Below are 17,563 nucleotides of genomic sequence, written 5' to 3'. Positions count from 1 at the left end.
AACCGCCGGGCGCTCTGTCCGGCGGTTCATTCTGTCTGTGGGGCTTCCCCGGATCTCAGCTTCGCGCTGCGAGGCTTCCCTCGGCCGAGTAAAGATAGGCCGTCGATCCCATCTCCACCTTTGGATACAGCGTGTTGATATGCGCCATCACCATCCGCACACAGCCCGAACTGGCCCGGCTGCCAATCGAGCGCGGGAAGGGGGTGCCGTGAATGCGCAGATAAGTATCGCGATCACCGACATAGAGATACAACGCGCGTGAGCCGAGCGCGTTATCCGGCCCCGGCTCCATTCCGTCCTTGTATTGCGCATAGATTTCCGGCTCACGCTCGATCATGTTCTGGGTCGGCGTCCAGTGCGGCCATTCGACCTTGCGCTCAATCGTATAGGTGCCGGGCTCATACAGATCGCCGCGCCCGATGGCGACGCCATAGCGCATGGCCGTGCCGCCCTCTTCGATATGATAGAGATAGCGGGCAACCGCATCGACATGGATATCGCCCGGCACCAGCCCGTAATTCGCGGTGACGCGCTGAGGCAGGAAGCGCGGATGCAACCCCCAGGGATTCGAGGTGGCGGGGTCGTAACCCGGCGGCGTCACTTCGGCATCCCAGGCCGCTTTCTGCTCTCCGGTGGGCCAGGTGCTGGCCATAAGAGGGGTGGCGATCGAGGCCGAGAACAACGCCGTGGTGGTGCGAATGAAATGTCGTCTTGTCAGCATGGTCCCATTTTTCGTTTTGAAGCAGTTATCGCTGGCCAGGAAGCCAGTTCTTAATCTGCGGAAACTAGGACCTGTAGCAGCTATAGGTTCAAGCAATTTCTGGTCACGATCAGGTTATTTGCCTGCCGGAGCGTCCCGATGCCCCGACCATCCCGTCAGACATCCCGCAGAACGCATCTTGCCTGTGACTTGTCCACAGCTTTCCTGACTGCCCGGCTTTTCATCGCCGGGGCCTGCGGCTAGGGTCCGCGCGGTTCAGCGCGGAGGCCAGTCGTGGCGCATATCATCGTTGTCGGGAACGAAAAGGGCGGGTCGGGGAAGTCCACCACCTCGATGCATGTCGCGACCGCGCTTGCCCGGATGGGGCATCGCGTTGCCGCACTCGATCTGGATATCCGGCAACGCAGCTTCGGTCGCTATCTGGAGAACCGGGCGCATTTCATTGAGAAAGAGGGGCTGGACCTGCCGACCCCGACCCTCGGCATACTGGAAGCGGCATCGCCCAATGACACCGATCCGCTTTCGGTCTCTGTGTCGAAGCTGGACCCCGAGCATGATTTCCTGCTGATCGACTGTCCCGGCTCGCATACGAGGCTGGCGCAGATGGCGCATATGCTGGCCGATACGCTGATTACGCCGCTGAATGACAGTTTCATAGATTTCGACCTGCTGGCGCGGATGTCACCGGATGGCAAGATCCTCGGGCCGTCCATCTATGCGGAAATGGTCTGGGGCGCCCGGCAGGGGCGGCAGGAAGCCGGAGCCGGGCCGATTGACTGGATCGTTCTGCGAAACCGGCTGGGGACACAGCAGATGCATAACAAGCGCAAGGTCGGCACTGCGCTGACGCAACTTTCCAAACGGATCGGCTTCCGCGTCGCGCCGGGTTTCGCCGAGCGGGTCATCTTCCGCGAGTTGTTCCCGCGCGGGCTGACCCTTCTGGACCTGAAGGATATCGGAACCGAGAGCCTCTCAATGTCCAATATCGCCGCCCGTCAGGAGCTGCGGGAGCTGATCGCGACGCTTGCCCTGCCCGGAGTCAAGGTCGATTTCTGAGCGCGGTTTCCTATCGCTGAAAAGCGATCACAAGGCCCGCCAGCCGATATCCCGGCGGCAGAACCCCTCCGGCCAGTCGATCCCGTCGATCAGCGCATAGGCACGCTGATGCGCCTCGGCCAGTGTCGCGCCGCGTCCGGTGGCGGCCAGAACCCTGCCGCCGGTTGCCACGATCTTGCCATCCTTTTCCCCGGTGCCGGCATGGAAAACCATATGGAAACTATCCTCTGGCAGCACATCCAGACCGCCGATCTCGCTGCCCTTGTCGTAGGCCCCCGGATAGCCCTTCGCCGCCATCACGACGCTCATCGCGTGATCATCCGCCCAGTTGACCACGACCTGATCAAGTCTTCCCTCGGCACAGGCATGGATCAGATCAAGCGCCTGAGCACCCAGCCTCATCATCATGGGCTGGCATTCGGGATCGCCGAAGCGGACATTATACTCGACCAGACGCGCATGTCCCTCCGCGATCATCAGCCCGGCATAAAGCACTCCCTGAAACGGAATGCCCCGCGCGGCCATCTCGGCCACGGTCGGGCGAATGATCCGCTCCATCACCTGATCCTGAAGCGCCTGGGTCAGCACCGGCGCGGGTGAATACGCCCCCATGCCGCCGGTATTCGGGCCGGTATCGCCCTCACCGACGCGTTTATGGTCCTGAGCCGTCCCGACCGGCAGGCAGTTCACCCCGTCCGAGAGCACGAAGAAGCTGGCCTCTTCGCCTGCCATGAACTCTTCGATGACGACTTCGGCACCGGCATCGCCGAAAGCGCCGTCGAAAATCATGTCGATGGCCTCATGCGCCTGTCTGGTGGTTTCAGCCACGACAACACCCTTGCCCGCCGCAAGCCCGTCCGCCTTCACGACAATCGGCGCACCCTGCCGGTCGATATATTCCTTCGCCGCGACCGCATCGGAAAACCGCGCCCATGCGGCGGTCGGCGCATTGCAGGCATCGCAGACTTCCTTTGTGAACGCTTTCGACGCCTCAAGCTGTGCTGCCGCCTGAGACGGGCCGAACACCAGCAGCCCCGCCGCCCGCAGCGCATCCGACACCCCCGCCGCCAGAGGCGCTTCGGGGCCGATCACCACAAGATCGACCGCGTTTTCCTGAGCGAATTCGGTCACCGCAGAGCGCGACATGATATCGAGGCTGGCGCATTCGGCGATATCCCCGATCCCGGCATTTCCGGGCGCGACGATCAGCCGGTCGCATTTCGGGTTTTGCCGGATCGCCCATGCAAGCGCATGTTCGCGCCCGCCACTGCCAAGAATGAGGATATTCATGCCTCGCGCCCCTTTTACGTGATCTGGTCCTGGCCGCGTCTTAGGGAGGCACCGAGCACAGCGCAAGTCGTGCCTATGTCTCGCAGCCTACCCGTCGCCGTCGCGGTCCAGATCATAAACGTCGCGACCCACCACATAGACAGGACCACGCACATAGGCCGGACCATTTCCGCTGCCTCCTGCACAATCGACATCGCTTGCGACGGGGACGCAGGCACCTTCGTAATTGGGATCGCATTCCTGAGCATCGGAGACAGATGTGGTCGCGAATAGCAGGGTAGCGGCAGCAGCCACTCCAAGAAAGATCGCCAGCAGGGGATTACCTGAGATGCTTGACATTGCGACTATGAAACCTTGGCGTTCATAAAGGTAAACGGAAACCCGGTCAAAGAGTTCCAGTGCCGTTACCAACGCGCGGGCAGAATCTGACGGACAATCCCGTTGCAGCCGGGCTGTCGCTGCGGCAGTAAGAACATTATGTCAGACCTGTTCGAAGACCCCTCGCCCGGCAGCAATGCCCCGCCACTGAGCGTTTCCGAAATCTCGGGCGCGGTGAAGCGCGTGATCGAGGGCGAGTTCGGGCGGGTCCGGGTGCGCGGCGAAATCGGGCGGGTTTCGATGCCGCGCTCGGGGCATGTCTATTTTGATCTCAAGGATGACCGCGCCGTGATCGCGTCGGTCAGTTGGAAAGGTCAGGTTGCGCGGCTCAGCCAGAAACCCGAGGAAGGGATGGAGGTCATTGCCACCGGCAAGCTGACAACCTTCGCGGGCCAGTCGAAATACCAGCTTATCGTGGACGATCTGGAACCGGCCGGTGCGGGCGCATTGATGGCCATGCTGGAAAAACGGCGCAAGGCGCTTGCGGCAGAGGGGCTTTTCGATGCCGAGCGCAAGAAGCCCCTGCCCTTCCTGCCGCGCGTGATCGGGGTGGTGACCTCTCCGTCGGGGGCGGTGATCCGCGATATTCTGCACCGGCTGCGCGACCGTTTCCCATCCCATGTAGTGATCTGGCCGGTGGCGGTTCAGGGCGCAGCAAGCGCGGCAGAGGTCGCCAATGCCATCCGCGGCTTCAACGCCCTGCCCGATCAGGGTCCGATCCCCCGCCCCGATCTGCTGATCGTCGCGCGTGGCGGCGGCTCGATCGAGGATCTCTGGGGCTTCAATGAGGAAATCGTGGTCCGGGCCGCTGCCGAAAGCCGCATTCCGCTGATCTCTGCGGTCGGGCATGAGACCGATACGACGCTGATCGACTTCGCCTCTGACCGCCGCGCTCCGACCCCGACCGCCGCCGCGGAAATGGCCGTGCCGGTGCGGCGCGAGCTTGGTCTGCAATTGCAGCAGGCCCGGCTGCGGATGGGTCAGGCAATGGGTCAGCGGCAGGAACGCATGGCGCAGCGACTGGTGGATCTGGGCCGGGCACTTGGCCGGCCTCAGGCGCTGACCGAGGGGGCGCGGCAGAGGCTGGATTTCCGGGGCGGTGCGCTGGAACCCGCGCTGCGCAATCTGGTCCTGCGCCGGAAGGACAGGCTGTCTGGCCTGCGACTGACGCCCGCCATGCTGGCGCGGCAGACGGACCGGGCGAAAACATCGCTTGAGACGGTGACGCGGCAGATCGGGCTGGCATCGCGGACAGGTTCTGCCCGGCGGAAGGACCGGCTTGATGTGCTTGCACAAAGGCTGACCAACGGACGCAGTCGGGTCATCTCTGATGCAAGGCGAAAGACCGCCGAGGGACGCGAAAGGCTGGCACCTCTGGAAGGCCGGTTGCAGGCCGCCTTCGCCCGCAGCATCCATCAGCGGCAAGAGGCGATGCAGCGGCTGGACCGGATGCGCGTATCGCTTGGCTATACCCAGACGCTTGAGCGCGGTTTTGCCGTGATCCGCGACGCGACCGGGCAGATCGTCACCACGGCACAGGCCGCAGGCGAACAGGCAAGGCTTGAGATCGAGTTCGCCGATGGCACGCTGCCCGTGCGCAATGACCGCGACCCTCAGGGATCGCTGTTCTGATCCAAGGGCGGCGGTTTCGGTCGATCATCCCATTCGCTTGACAGGATACGCTGCGCATCGCCCTTGGGGTCCTCATATTGCCGGGACCGCAGCGACCAGAGAAACGCCGCAAGCCCGATGCCTCCAAGCAGAAGCGAGACCGGAATCAGGATGGACAGGATCTCCATCAGCGCAACCTCAACGCATTCAGCGTGACCGAGACCGAGCTTGCCGACATTGCAAGCGCGGCCATCAGCGGTGTCGCCAGCCCCGCCATCGCAAAGGGCACCGCGACGATATTATAGGCAACCGAGATCGCGAAATTCTCCTTGATCCGCCGCCGCGCCCGCTGTGCCAGATCGAGCGCCTCGGCAACGGGGGTCAGATCCTGCCCCATCAGCACGATATCCGACGCCACCCGGGCCGCGTCCAGAGCCGTCGCGGGCGAAACAGAGACATGCGCCCGGCTGAGCGCCGCCGTGTCGTTCAATCCGTCTCCGACCATCAGCACATGCGCACCATCCGCATGCAAAGCGGCAATTTCGGCCTCTTTTTCCGCCGGGGTGACTCCGGCCCGGAAACGGGAGATGCCGAATTGCGCCGCCGCATGCGCCACCGCCGCATCCGTGTCGCCGGACAGCATGACCACCTGCCGCCCCTGCGCCTTCAGCGCCGCGACAGTTTCAGCGGCACCGGGTCTTGGCGTATCGGCAAAGCGCAGAAGGACCGGCGTTTCGCCTGCGACAGACAGAACGGTGACGGGTCCCTCGGCATCCTGCGGGGTCTCGGCCCCCGCCCAATCGGCGCGGCCGAGCCGGAGCTCGCGGCCCTGCCATCTGGCGGTGACGCCGTATCCGGGCATCTCGGCGACCTGTTCCAGCGTGGCGGGCGTTACCCCTTCGGCCTCAAGCGCCGCCGCCAGAGCGCGTGACAGCGGGTGACCCGAGGCCGCCGCGACGGCCAGAGCAACCGGGCGCAGCGCAGGCGGTAAGGCCGAGGCGCCGACCAGTTCCGGCCTGCCAAGGGTCAGCGTGCCGGTCTTGTCGAAGACCACGATATCGACCTCGGCCATGCGCTCAAGCGCGGTCCCGTCCTTGATCAGCAAACCGCGCCGGAACAGCCGCCCCGAGGCCGCCGTCACCACCGCCGGAACCGCAAGTCCAAGCGCACAGGGGCAGGTGATAATCAGCACCGCCGCCGCGATATTCAGCGAGACGCGCCAGTCTCCAGTCTGCAACATCCAGACGCCGAAGGACAGAAGCGCCAGAAGATGCACTACAGGCGCATAGGCGCGTGAGGCACGTTCGGCAAGCGAGGCATATCGCCCCCGCGCCGCCTCGGCCATCGCTACCAGATCAGCCAGACGGGACAGAGAACTGTCGCGCCCCGCCGCCGTCACGCGAAGATCCAGCGGCCCGGTCAGGTTGATCTCGCCCGCAGACAGCGCATCACCGGGTCCGGCCTGCACCGGCAGGCTTTCGCCCGTCAACAGGGAACGGTCGATCTCTGACATGCCGGCAATCACCTGCCCGTCAGCGGGAAGCCGGGCGCCGGGACGCACACGGATGACATCGCCCGGCACGAGATCGGCAACGTTCACAATCCTTTCGCCACCATCGGCAACCAGTGAGGCGCGGGGCACTTCAAGTGCGGTCAGCTCCTCGGCGGCAGAGCGTGCAACGGCACGGGTCCGGTAATCCAGATAGCGCCCGACAAGCAAGAAGAAGCACAGCATCACCGCCGCATCGAAATAGGCATGACGCCCCGAATTAAGCGTCTCGAACAGCGAAATCGCCGTGGCGAGGATCAGCGCCAGAGAAATCGGCACGTCCATCCCCAGCCTGCCGCCTTTCAGCGAGGACCACGCGCTGACAAAGAAGGGTTGCCCGGCAAAGATCACCGTGGGCAAGGCGATCACGGCGGAAATCCAGTGGAACATGTCGCGGGTCGCGCCGGTCGCGCCGGACCAGACCGCCACTGACAGAATCATGATATTCATCATCGCAAACCCGGCAATGCCGATGCGCATCAGAATATCGCGGCCCTGCCGGTCAGCCGCGCTTGAACTCAGGGCCGCGCCGTCAAGCTCATGCGCCTCATAGCCGATCTTTTCCAGCACCGGGATGAATTCTGCGGCCTCGTGGCCCGGCGCGTCAATCATCACCCGGCGCAGGGTCAGGTTCACCCGCGCGGCGCGAACCCCGTCCTGCGCCATCAGCGCACGTTCAACATCGGTGATGCATGCCGCGCAATGTGCTGTCGGGATGGACAGGATCAGATCGCCGTGCAGCGCCGCCGCGGCAATCCGTCCCGCCAGAGGTGCTGCATCGCAGGCCGGGCAGGCGCTCAGCCGTGCATCATACCCCCTGCCCGCGCTCAGTTCCGCCATCTCAGTTCACCCTGCTTCCCGGATAGCCCGCAAGGCGCTGACGGAAGATCGTGCCATCGGGCGCATCCGCTTCCAGATGCACGACCCATGCGCCCGGAGCCAGTGCGACCTCGCCGATCCAGACGCCGCCACTATAGCGCATCGCGGGCGACACATCGTCACGCATCTGTGTCGGGCGGCTGATCGTCACGCGCAGGTCCTTGACCGGCGCAGGCAATCCCTGATCATCCGTGATCTTCAGCAGCAGCGCCTGCCCGTCATAGCTGGGTTCCGCCCGCCAGCCGAGCGCCTCCTGCGCGGCCCGCTCACGATCGAAATTCTGCGAGGCGACATAGGTGTTTGCGACTTCCAGCCCCGGAAAGGTACGGACCGCCCAGATCGCAAGCGCGGCATTCACCCCGATAATCACCCCGAACAGCGATATGAAGGCCAGCAACATCGTGCGCCCGCCAAGCCTGCGCTTTCCGGTGAACAGCAGGAACGGGGCAAAGAACACCGCTGCAAGCAGCAGAACGAGAAGCAGGCTCAGCGTGAAAGCGTTGATATCGCCAAAAATCGTCATCTCAGTTCCTTCCGTGGAAAACCGTGCCGACGCCCTCCTCGACGCCGGTTTCATCGCTGATCACCAATGTCACATCCGAGCTGGATTCCTGCGTCATGGCAGAACCCGGAGCGGCGGTCAGATAGACCCGGATCGTCGCTGTGGTGTCGGCGGGAACCGGAACCGTATCGCCCTCGGCCCCTTCGATGCGCAGATCCAGATCCGGCAGGGCCGCCCCCTGAGCATCGCTTACGGAAACGGTAAAGGGGATGTCGCGTCCCTGCATATTGCGCAGGCGCATTTCATAGGTATTGCGGATCGAGCCATCCGCCAGCGTCACGAAGATCGGGTTGCGCACAGGGGTCACGTTCAGATCGAATGGCGCACGGGTGAACAGCGCCACCAGCATCGCGACGCCAATTGCGGACCACATGGCGAAATACAGCAAGGTCCGGGGGCGCAGCACATGACGGATCAGCGAATCGCCCTCTTGCCCGGTGCGCTCGGCGGTTTCGTCTTTCAGCGCCATATAGTCGATCAGCCCGTGCGGCTTGTCGATCCGGTCCATGATTTCGTTGCATGCATCGATGCACAAAGCGCAGGTGATGCATTCAAGCTGCTGCCCGTTCCGGATATCGATCCCCATCGGGCAGACATTGACGCAGGCGAAACAGTCGATGCAGTCGCCCTTTTCGCCCGGAGGCTGGTCCGATTTCGTGGCCTCTCCCTTGTGGATCTTGCCGCGCTCTTCGCCGCGCCATTCGCGATAGGCGACAGTCAGCGTGTCCTCATCCATCATCGCGCCCTGAATACGCGGCCAGGGGCAGGCATAGATGCAGATCTGTTCACGCGCGAAGCCACCGAAGAAGAATGTGGTCCCGGTCATGAAGGCCATCGTCAGATACGAGACGGGATGCGCCTGACCCTTCAGCAGATCGCCAAGCAATGTCGGCGCATCGGTGAAATAGAAAATCCACGCACCGCCCGTGGCCAGTCCGATCAGCAGCCATAACACCCATTTCGTCAGTCGCAGCCGGATCTTGTGGGCGTCCCATTTCGACCGGTACAGCCTGATCTGAGCGTTGCGGTCTCCCTCGATCCAGCGCTCGACATGCACGAACAGATCCGTCCAGACCGTCTGCGGGCAGGCATAGCCGCACCAGACCCGCCCCAGAACCGAGGTGAACAGGAACAGGCCCAGACCCGCCATCACCAGCAACCCGGCGACGAAATAGAATTCATGCGGCCAGATCTCGATCCAGAAGAAGAAGAAACGGCGATTGGTCATATCGACCAGCACAGCCTGATCGGGCATGGCCGGACCCCGATCCCAACGCAGCCACGGCGTGACATAATAGATCGTCAGGGCGATCCCCATGATGATCCATTTGAGACGCCGGAATCTGCCCCTGACCGCCTTCGGGAAAATCGGCTCTCGCGCGGCATAGAGGCGGGGCGGATCAATTTCCGGGGTCGACATGAACTGGCTCCTTGGGCTCGTTCTCTGCGGATAAGCTCAGCCATCGCCTTGGACCTTGACCTGCATCAACCGCGTGCCACAATTATATATATGCAGTGCGGGTTTTGATGCATGAGCCGCTTTGTCGCAGCCTGCCTCACCCGGAAATGAAGAAAGGGACAGGTTTCCCTGTACCTTGTTGTTGGAAGCCGGCCCCTCAGGAAACGCGCGAACAGGACGAGGGGCCGGCGCCATCCCGGTGATCTGAGACCACCGGAATTCGCATGGTTATTCTCCGCCTCCGAGGCTGTGGACATAATAGGACACAGCCCGGATATCGTCTTCGGACAAGCGCGGAGACCAGTTCGGCATCACCCCGAAACGGGCGTCATACACCGACTGCCGGATCGACGCCTCGTCGCCGCCATACAGCCAGACAGCATCGGTCAGATCTGGCGCTCCCTGCATACGGTCGCCGGTGCCGTCCTCCATGTGACAGACCGAGCAGTTATCCAGGAAAACCGTCTCTCCCGCAGCGGCCTGCGCGGCGTCATTGGGTTGCCCGGACATGGCCAGAACCGTCTGGGTCACCTGATCGATCTGCTCGTCGTCCAACATGCCGTCGAGGCCGAAGCGCGGCATTTCCGAATAACGCGCATCGGGATCGTCCTCATTCCGGATGCCGTGGGTAACCGTGGTGTGGATCTCATCCAGAGAGCCGCCCCACAGCCAGTCATTATCCAGCAGGTTCGGATAGCCTTTCGCCCCTGCCGCGCCGGAGCCGTGACATTGAGCGCACCATGTCGCGAACACCGCACGACCGGCATTCATCGAGTAATTCACCAGCTCGGGATCGGCGGCAATCGCGTTCAGCTCGGTCTCTACCAGTTTTTGCTGAATACTGGCATTGGCCTCATCATAACGCTGGATCTCAGCGGCGACCTCTTTGCGGTAATCGGTGCCGAGAATACCCTGCGTGGCGCCATTGATCATCGGCCATGCCGGATAGAAGATCGTATAGCCGAAGCCCCAGACGATCGTGGCATAAAACATCCACAGCCACCAGCGGGGCAGCGGGTTGTCATATTCCTCGATCCCGTCCCAGCTATGCCCGGTCGATGAGACCTGTTTCAGCATCCCTCCGGCCCGCTGCTTGCCGGTCCGGGGACCGGCGCGGCGCGGGCGCGGTTTTCCCGGCTCATGCAGGTTCTTGCCCTGCGCCTCTCCGGTCGGATTTTCGACGATGTCCTTTGCATGTCCGGCATCGGCGGCAGCCCGTTCCAAGGCGATCCGGTTCTCGGGGTTCTGCGGGCTGTCGGGTTTGTCAGCGTCGTTTTCAGTTCCGGCCATCACTGCTTCTCCTTCTCGGCGTCTTCGGTTGCCGGCCGCGTTTCGTTGCGGAAGATGCTTTCCGACGCATATTTATAGGTGGCCCGCGATCCGGGGCGGAACGCCCAGAGGATCACGCCCAGGAAGATCAGAAACAAAGCCAGAAGAGCCCAGCTATCGGCGAATTGGCGGGTAATGCTGTAGGTATCCATCACACGTTCCTCAACGGTTCGGGTCAGGCTCGAAGGTCGAGAAATCGACCAGAGTGCCAAGCATCTGAAGATAGGCGATCAGCGCGTCCATTTCGGAGATTCCGGGCTGACGGTCGAAATTGCGCTGCTGCATCTTGGGATAGCGTTCCTCAAGCCCGTCGGAATCTCCGAACGGGTCGGCCTGGGCGATGAAATCCGCCCGGGCAAGTTCGATCATCTCATCGGTATAGGGAACCCCGACCATGGATTCGGTCCGCACACGCTGGACCATATCTTCGCCGGTCAGCATCCGGTCTTCGAGGAAACCATAGGATGGCATGATCGATTCCGGCACCACGGATTGCGGATCGCGCAGATGGTCCAGATGCCACTCATCCGAATAGCGCCCCCCGACCCGCGCCAGATCCGGTCCAGTCCGCTTCGAGCCCCACTGGAACGGATGATCGTACATCGACTCGGCAGCAAGGCTGTAATTGCCGTAGCGCTCGACCTCGTCCCGCATCGGGCGGATCATCTGGCTGTGACAGACATAGCAGCCCTCACGGACATAGATGTCGCGCCCGGCCAGTTCCAGCGGTGTATAGGGACGCATCCCCTCGACCTTCTCGATGGTGTTCTCGATATAGAACAGCGGCGCGATCTGGACGATGCCGCCAATGGTGACGACGATGAAGGAAAAGACCAGAAGCAGGGTCGCGTTTTTCTCGATAATCTTGTGTTTTTCAAGAATCTGCATGGCTCGGCCCCCTTATTCCGCCGGGACAGTTGCTGTGGTGGAGTGAACCGGTTCCTGCTTTGCGACCGTCGCCCAGAGATTCCAGGCCATGATCGCGCCGCCCGCCAAATACAGCGTGCCGCCGAGGAAACGGACCACGTTCATCGCATATTTCGCCTGAACCGTGTCTGCGAAGGCGTTGACCAGGAAGCCCTGATCGTCGACCTCACGCCACATCAGCCCTTCCATGATCCCCGAGACCCACATCGAGGCCGCGTAAAGAACCAGCCCGATCGTCGCCAGCCAGAAATGCCAACTGACCAGTTGCAGGCTGTACAGCCGCTCACGCCCCCAGAGCTTCGGCACAAGGTAATACAGTGCCCCGAAAGTGATCATGCCGTTCCAGCCAAGCGCGCCGGAATGCACATGCCCGATGGTCCAGTCGGTATAATGGCTCAGCGAGTTGACGGCCTTGATCGACATCATCGGTCCCTCGAAGGTCGCCATGCCGTAGAAGCCCACCGCAACGACCATCATGCGGATGATCGGATCGGTGCGCAGCTTGTCCCAAGCTCCCGACAGCGTCATCAGTCCGTTGATCATGCCCCCCCATGAGGGCATCCACAGCATCACCGAGAACACCATTCCCAGCGTCGAGGCCCAGTCTGGCAGCGCGGTATAATGCAGGTGGTGCGGACCGGCCCAGATATACAGGAAGATCAGCGCCCAGAAATGGATGATCGACAGTTTATAGCTGTAAACCGGACGTTCGGCCTGTTTCGGGATGAAGTAATACATCATCCCCAGGAAACCGGCGGTCAGGAAGAAGCCCACCGCATTATGGCCGTACCACCATTGCGTCATCGCATCCTGCACCCCGGCGAAAACCTGCACGGATTTCGCCCCGAACAGGCTGACCGGGATCGCCAGATTATTCACCACGTGAAGCATCGCGATGGTCACGATGAAGGACAGGTAGAACCAGTTGGCCACGTAGATATGCGGCTCGCGCCGTTTCATGATCGTGCCAAGATAGACAAGAAGATAAACCACCCAGACCAGGGTCAGCCACCAGTCAACATACCATTCCGGCTCGGCGTATTCCTTGGACTGGGTGGCCCCCAGAATATACCCGGTCGCGGCCAGCACGATGAAAAGCTGATACCCCCAGAACACGAACCACGCAGCTTTGCCGCCCCATAGACGCGCGGCGCAGGTCCGCTGCACGACGTAGAAAGAGGTCGCGATCAGCGCATTGCCGCCAAAGGCGAAAATAACTGCCGAGGTATGCAGGGGGCGAAGCTTGCCGAAATTCAGATAGCCCTGCATCGTCTCGGAAAAATTAAGCGCCGGCCAGGCAAGCTGAGCCGCGATGGTCACCCCGACAAGAAACCCGACCACACCCCAGAACACGGTGGCGATGACCCCGGCACGGATCACACCGTCCTGGTATTCGCGTTCGCTGACCTCCGGGTGCGGCTCTTCGGTATGGCGAAGCTGATAAATGAAGAAGCTGCCCGCAAACAGCATCACGATCGCCATATTGACCGTATAGGCCAGATCGCGGCCATAGCTTGCGGCGATCGCGGCAATCACCGTTATCAGACCAAGTAGTATCAGCTTGATATAATCAGACATGGGTTCCTGTCCCCTTCCAGTGGCGAAAGGCACCCGAATCGCATCGCCTCCGATACGACGGGCATTCTTTACTAACCCGTTCCTAGACGCGGCGGACGCTGCCGACTTTGATCTGCGTCAAGTCACGATTGCGCGTCTCAAACTAATTTGATGATGCGGCGGATCCGCCGGTCGCTTGCCAACCGGCCCGATGTGCCGAAGACTGGTCCAAACCGGCGAAAGGAAATCAACATGGCCTATAAATCCATACTGACAGTCGTTTCCACGGAAGGTCATCAGCGTCAGCTTGAGGCTGCGATAGAAATCACCCGCCGCGAGGACGCCCATCTCGATGTTTTCTGCCTCGGAGTCGATCACTCCCAGACCGGCTATTACTATGCCGGAGCCTCTGCTTATGTCTTTCAGGAAAGCATCGACAAGGCGATGGCCGCCGCCGAGGATCTCGAAGCCAGCGTCCGGAAACGGCTGGGCTCCGAAGATATCCGCTGGTCCGTCGAAAGCGCCGTGGCGCAGGTCGGCGGCCTGACCACGCTGATCGGGATGCGTGCGCGGTTTTCGGATCTGGTCGTACTGACCCGCCCCTACAGCGAAAACGCCTCACCCGATGCCGAGGCCGTCACCGAGGCCGCCCTGTTCGAAGGTGCGGCCGCCGTTCTGATCGTTCCCGAAGGCAAACTCCCCGCCGATTTCGGAAGCAGGATCCTCATTGCATGGAGCCAGTCGGAAGAGGCGATGACCGCCGTCAGAAGAGCCATGCCCCTGCTCAAAGCCGCGGAACGCGTCGAGATCGCAGTGGTCGATCCCTCGCCCCACGGTCCCGAACGCTCCGATCCCGGCGGCCCCTTGTGCCAGATGCTGACCCGCCACGGCGTCAAGGCCGAAATCGCCGTGCTGGCACGCACCCTGCCCCAGATCAGCGACATTATCAGCCACCGCGCCACGGAAATCGGAGCCAATCTGATCGTGATGGGTGCCTATGGTCACTCGCGCTTCCGCGAAGCCATCCTCGGCGGCACGACGCGGAACATGTTAGGCAAAACCCAACTCCCCATTCTGATGGCCCGCTGATCAACCGCGTTCTCCTTCATAAAAATACCCAAAACCCACCGCCCGCCGCAAAACCGGCGGGCGAATTTTCCTGCCAACACAGCACGGAACCACACACCGGATCAAACGAACTGCTCCCGGGTCAGCCGCTCTTCCAGCCCGTGACCGGGGTCGAAAAGCAGGCGATGCTTGATGCTTGCCTCTGATCTGATCTCGACGGCACGCACCGAATCGACGCCGCGCGAATCCGCATCCGCCATGACCGGACGTTTCTCGGGCTCCAGCACATCGAACCGGACGACCGCCGCACGCGGCAGGATCGCGCCACGCCAGCGGCGGGGCCGGAATGCCGCGATTGCGGTCAGCGCAAGCACATCCGATCCCATCGGCAGGATCGGACCGTTCGCGCTGTAATTATACGCCGTCGATCCCGCCGGGGTGCAGAGCAGCGCCCCGTCACAGATCAGCTCATCCAGACGCACACGCCCATTCACCGAGATCCGCAGCTTCGCCGCCTGAGGCCCGGCGCGCAGAAGACTGACCTCGTTGATCGCCAGAGCGACATATTCGCGCCCATCAGCCGTCGTCGCTGTCATCGCCAGCGGGTTGGTCACGGTTTCCTCGGCTGCTGCGATACGCTCGGGCAGGTCGCCGACAGCGTAATCGTTCATCATGAACCCGACCGTGCCGCGATTCATGCCGTAAACCGGCAGCCCCTTGTTCTGATGCATCACGCTCAGCATCAGCCCGTCGCCGCCAAGCGCCACCACGACATCGGCCTCACGCCATCTGTGCTGACCGTATCTTTCGGTCAGCTCGGTCAGCGCCGATTGCGCGGTCTCGGTTTCACTGGCAACGAAATGCATTCTCATGCCCGCCATCATGGCGGGCCGCGCGATCATGTCCAGCCGCAATCGCGCCTTGCAGGGCTTTGCCCGCGCAGAAAAAGCCGCTAAACGACTGATATACCGTGCCCGAAGGAGCAGCCTATGAATCGCGACCAGTTCTTCACCGAAAACCTCTCTGCCGCCGACCCAGAGATCAGCGCCGCCATCGGCAAAGAGCTGGGACGACAGCGTGATGAGATCGAGTTGATTGCCTCGGAAAATATCGTCAGCAAGGCGGTGCTCGAAGCGCAGGGTTCGGTGCTGACCAATAAATACGCCGAGGGCTATCCGGGTAAGCGCTATTACGGTGGCTGCGAATATGTCGATATCGTCGAAACGCTTGCGATTGAACGTGCGAAGCAGCTTTTCGGCGCGGAATTCGCCAATGTTCAGCCCAATTCCGGCAGCCAGATGAACCAGGCGGTGTTTCTGGCGCTTCTGAAGCCGGGCGATACGTTCATGGGTCTGGACCTGAATTCCGGCGGCCACCTGACGCATGGCTCTCCGGTCAATATGTCGGGGAAATGGTTCAACGTGGTCAGCTATGGTGTGCGTGAGCAGGATAACCTTCTGGATATGGAGGAAATCCGCGAGAAGGCGCATGAGCATAAGCCGAAGCTGATCCTTGCCGGCGGCACCGCCTATAGCCGGGTCTGGGACTGGGCGGCCTTCCGGGAAATCGCCGATGAGGTCGGTGCCTATCTGATGGTCGATATGGCCCATATCGCCGGTCTGGTCGCGGGTGGCGTGCACCCTTCGCCGGTTCCTCATGCCCATGTCGTAACCACCACGACCCATAAATCACTGCGTGGTCCGCGTGGCGGGATCGTGCTGACGAATGACGCCGATATCGCCAAAAAGATCAACTCGGCCGTATTCCCCGGGCTTCAGGGTGGCCCGCTGATGCATGTCATCGCCGCCAAGGCGGTTGCCTTCAAGGAGGCGCTCGATCCGTCCTTCGCGGATTACGCGGCGCAGGTCGTCCGCAACGCGCAGGCTCTGGCGGATGAGCTGATGAAGGGCGGCATCGACATCGTGTCGGGCGGCACCGATAACCATCTCTGTCTGGCCGATCTGCGTCCCAAAGGCGTGACCGGCAAAGCCGCCGAGGCCGCTCTGGGTCGCGCCAATATCACCTGCAACAAGAACGGCGTGCCCTTCGATCCGGAAAAACCCTTCGTGACCTCGGGGATCCGCCTGGGTGCGCCCGCAGGAACCACGCGCGGCTTTGGTGAGGCCGAGTTCCGACAGATCGCACTCTGGATCGTCGATGTGGTCGACGGGCTGGCCGCGAATGGCGAGGACGGCAACGCCGAGACCGAAGCCCGTGTCGCGTCCGAAGTCAGTGACCTCTGCGCCCGGTTCCCGCTTTACGAGGGGATGTGAGCGAGGGCGACCTCCGCGCGGGTCGCACAAGACGGCTTGAACATCGTCTCGGCAACTGGGCCCGCGCCCGGCTGCCGGGGCCGGTTCGCGATCTGGTCATGTTCACCTTGAAAATGGGGTGGTCCGCGCTTTTCGGCGGGCTGCTGCTGATCGCGATCCTTCTCAGCAAGTCGGTCTGGCAGCCCGACTGGGCGCTTGAGCGCTATGACGCCTTGTTCCTGTTCGCCGTCGCTGTGCAGGCACTGTTTCTGGCGCTGCGCATGGAAAGCGGGGCCGAGGCCCGCGTGATCCTGCTGTTCCATATCACCGGCACCGCGATGGAGTTGTTCAAGACCTGGGCCGGATCATGGGCATATCCCGAGCCCGCTTTCTTCCGCATCGCCGGAGTGCCGCTGTTTTCAGGCTTCATGTATGCCTCGGTCGGGTCCTTCATCGCGCGGGCCATTCGCAATTTCGACATGCGCTATGTCCCCTACCCGCCCTTTCCGGCAACGGTTCTGCTGGCCGTGGCGATTTATGTGAATTTCTTCGCCCATCACTATCTGCCCGATATTCGCTGGCTGCTTTTTGCCGCCACAATCCTGATCTATGGCCGCACATGGATCTGGTTCCGCATCAGCCGCTGGTATCGCCTGCCGATGGTGATCTCGGCCTTTCTGGCCAGCCTGTTCCTCTGGATCGCCGAGAATATCGGCACCCATACCGGCACTTGGCTGTATGCCGGGCAGAACGAGGCGCAGCTTGTCAGCTTTGCCAAGATCGGCTCATGGTATCTGCTGCTTTATGTCAGCTTCGTCACCGTCACGCTGGCCGCGCCGGGCGCCATCATCAATGCACGCCGCCCCCGCGACGCGACGCACCCCATTGCCGAGCCGCAACGGCAAGGATAGCCTGCCCGCAAATC

17 protein-coding genes are annotated in these 17,563 nt (G+C 62.1%); 5 read left to right on the top strand and 12 right to left on the bottom strand.

Translation table 11 applies throughout. The annotated features are described in order from the left end of the window. Positions 1-55: 55 nt before the first annotated feature. Positions 56-721: a L,D-transpeptidase gene (locus PAE61_RS07180; protein WP_271114639.1), complete on the bottom strand. Its 666-nt coding sequence runs from the start codon at positions 719-721 to the stop codon at positions 56-58. A gap of 273 nt (positions 722-994) precedes the next feature. Between PAE61_RS07180 and PAE61_RS07175 the strand changes: the two genes are divergently transcribed. Continuing rightward, positions 995-1,777 (top strand): division plane positioning ATPase MipZ, encoded by a 783-nt coding sequence (locus PAE61_RS07175; RefSeq protein ID WP_271114638.1) that lies wholly within the window; start codon positions 995-997, stop codon positions 1,775-1,777. 27 nt (positions 1,778-1,804) lie between these two features. Here the strand turns inward: PAE61_RS07175 and purD are convergent, their stop codons facing one another. Continuing rightward, positions 1,805-3,067, bottom strand: a complete 1,263-nt coding sequence (gene purD, locus PAE61_RS07170; RefSeq protein WP_271114637.1) for a phosphoribosylamine--glycine ligase — start codon at positions 3,065-3,067, stop codon at positions 1,805-1,807. Positions 3,068-3,154: 87 nt separating this feature from the next. Continuing rightward, a complete protein-coding gene (locus PAE61_RS07165; RefSeq protein WP_271114636.1) occupies positions 3,155-3,406 on the bottom strand; it encodes a hypothetical protein in 252 nt (83 codons plus the stop codon). A gap of 138 nt (positions 3,407-3,544) precedes the next feature. On the opposite strand from PAE61_RS07165, the gene xseA reads away from it, so the two are divergent. After that, positions 3,545-5,077, top strand: a complete 1,533-nt coding sequence (gene xseA / locus PAE61_RS07160) for an exodeoxyribonuclease VII large subunit (protein ID WP_271114635.1) — start codon at positions 3,545-3,547, stop codon at positions 5,075-5,077. On the opposite strand, the gene ccoS is transcribed toward xseA, so the two are convergent. From ccoS to ccoN, 8 genes are all read right to left on the bottom strand, one after another. Further along, positions 5,059-5,244: a cbb3-type cytochrome oxidase assembly protein CcoS gene (gene ccoS / locus PAE61_RS07155; RefSeq protein ID WP_271114634.1), complete on the bottom strand. Its 186-nt coding sequence runs from the start codon at positions 5,242-5,244 to the stop codon at positions 5,059-5,061. The two genes, xseA and ccoS, sit on opposite strands and share 19 nt — an antisense overlap. Next, positions 5,244-7,445, bottom strand: coding sequence for a heavy metal translocating P-type ATPase (locus PAE61_RS07150; protein WP_271114633.1), 2,202 nt, complete (start codon positions 7,443-7,445; stop codon positions 5,244-5,246). Before PAE61_RS07150 ends, ccoS begins: the two co-directional genes overlap by 1 nt. Before the next feature lies 1 nt (position 7,446). Further along, the gene (locus PAE61_RS07145; RefSeq protein ID WP_271114632.1) at positions 7,447-8,007 is read right to left on the bottom strand and encodes a FixH family protein; all 561 of its coding nucleotides are present in this window, start codon (positions 8,005-8,007) and stop codon (positions 7,447-7,449) included. A 1-nt stretch (position 8,008) separates the two neighbouring features. Beyond that, positions 8,009-9,466 carry a cytochrome c oxidase accessory protein CcoG gene (gene ccoG, locus PAE61_RS07140; RefSeq protein ID WP_271114631.1) on the bottom strand — a complete coding sequence of 486 codons (1,458 nt, stop codon included), beginning with the start codon at positions 9,464-9,466 and terminating at the stop codon, positions 8,009-8,011. A 267-nt stretch (positions 9,467-9,733) separates the two neighbouring features. Next, the gene (ccoP, locus tag PAE61_RS07135; RefSeq protein WP_271115104.1) at positions 9,734-10,582 is read right to left on the bottom strand and encodes a cytochrome-c oxidase, cbb3-type subunit III; all 849 of its coding nucleotides are present in this window, start codon (positions 10,580-10,582) and stop codon (positions 9,734-9,736) included. Between the two features lie 212 nt (positions 10,583-10,794). Continuing rightward, positions 10,795-10,986: a cbb3-type cytochrome c oxidase subunit 3 gene (locus PAE61_RS07130; RefSeq protein WP_271114630.1), complete on the bottom strand. Its 192-nt coding sequence runs from the start codon at positions 10,984-10,986 to the stop codon at positions 10,795-10,797. 10 nt (positions 10,987-10,996) lie between these two features. Further along, on the bottom strand, positions 10,997-11,722 hold the full coding sequence (ccoO, locus tag PAE61_RS07125) for a cytochrome-c oxidase, cbb3-type subunit II (RefSeq protein ID WP_271114629.1): 726 nt from the start codon (positions 11,720-11,722) through the stop codon (positions 10,997-10,999). 12 nt (positions 11,723-11,734) lie between these two features. Further along, a complete protein-coding gene (gene ccoN / locus PAE61_RS07120; protein ID WP_271114628.1) occupies positions 11,735-13,339 on the bottom strand; it encodes a cytochrome-c oxidase, cbb3-type subunit I in 1,605 nt (534 codons plus the stop codon). Positions 13,340-13,570: 231 nt separating this feature from the next. On the opposite strand from ccoN, the gene PAE61_RS07115 reads away from it, so the two are divergent. After that, positions 13,571-14,407 (top strand): universal stress protein, encoded by an 837-nt coding sequence (locus tag PAE61_RS07115; protein ID WP_271114627.1) that lies wholly within the window; start codon positions 13,571-13,573, stop codon positions 14,405-14,407. A gap of 101 nt (positions 14,408-14,508) precedes the next feature. Here PAE61_RS07115 and PAE61_RS07110 read toward each other — a convergent pair whose 3' ends face one another. After that, the gene (locus PAE61_RS07110) at positions 14,509-15,258 is read right to left on the bottom strand and encodes an NAD kinase (protein WP_271114626.1); all 750 of its coding nucleotides are present in this window, start codon (positions 15,256-15,258) and stop codon (positions 14,509-14,511) included. A gap of 117 nt (positions 15,259-15,375) precedes the next feature. Here PAE61_RS07110 and glyA point away from each other — a divergent pair, with 117 nt between their 5' ends. Both glyA and PAE61_RS07100 read left to right on the top strand, forming a co-directional pair. Next, positions 15,376-16,659, top strand: coding sequence for a serine hydroxymethyltransferase (gene glyA / locus PAE61_RS07105; RefSeq protein ID WP_271114625.1), 1,284 nt, complete (start codon positions 15,376-15,378; stop codon positions 16,657-16,659). Next, a complete protein-coding gene (locus PAE61_RS07100; protein ID WP_271114624.1) occupies positions 16,656-17,549 on the top strand; it encodes a DUF817 domain-containing protein in 894 nt (297 codons plus the stop codon). Before glyA ends, PAE61_RS07100 begins: the two co-directional genes overlap by 4 nt. The last annotated feature ends 14 nt before the right edge of the window (positions 17,550-17,563 follow it).

Source organism: Paracoccus aerodenitrificans (assembly GCF_027913215.1).
In the GTDB taxonomy this organism is placed as follows: domain Bacteria; phylum Pseudomonadota; class Alphaproteobacteria; order Rhodobacterales; family Rhodobacteraceae; genus Paracoccus; species Paracoccus aerodenitrificans.
The sequence above is the reverse complement of the archived record's forward strand: the minus strand, read 5'-3'. Positions and strand labels throughout refer to the sequence as shown.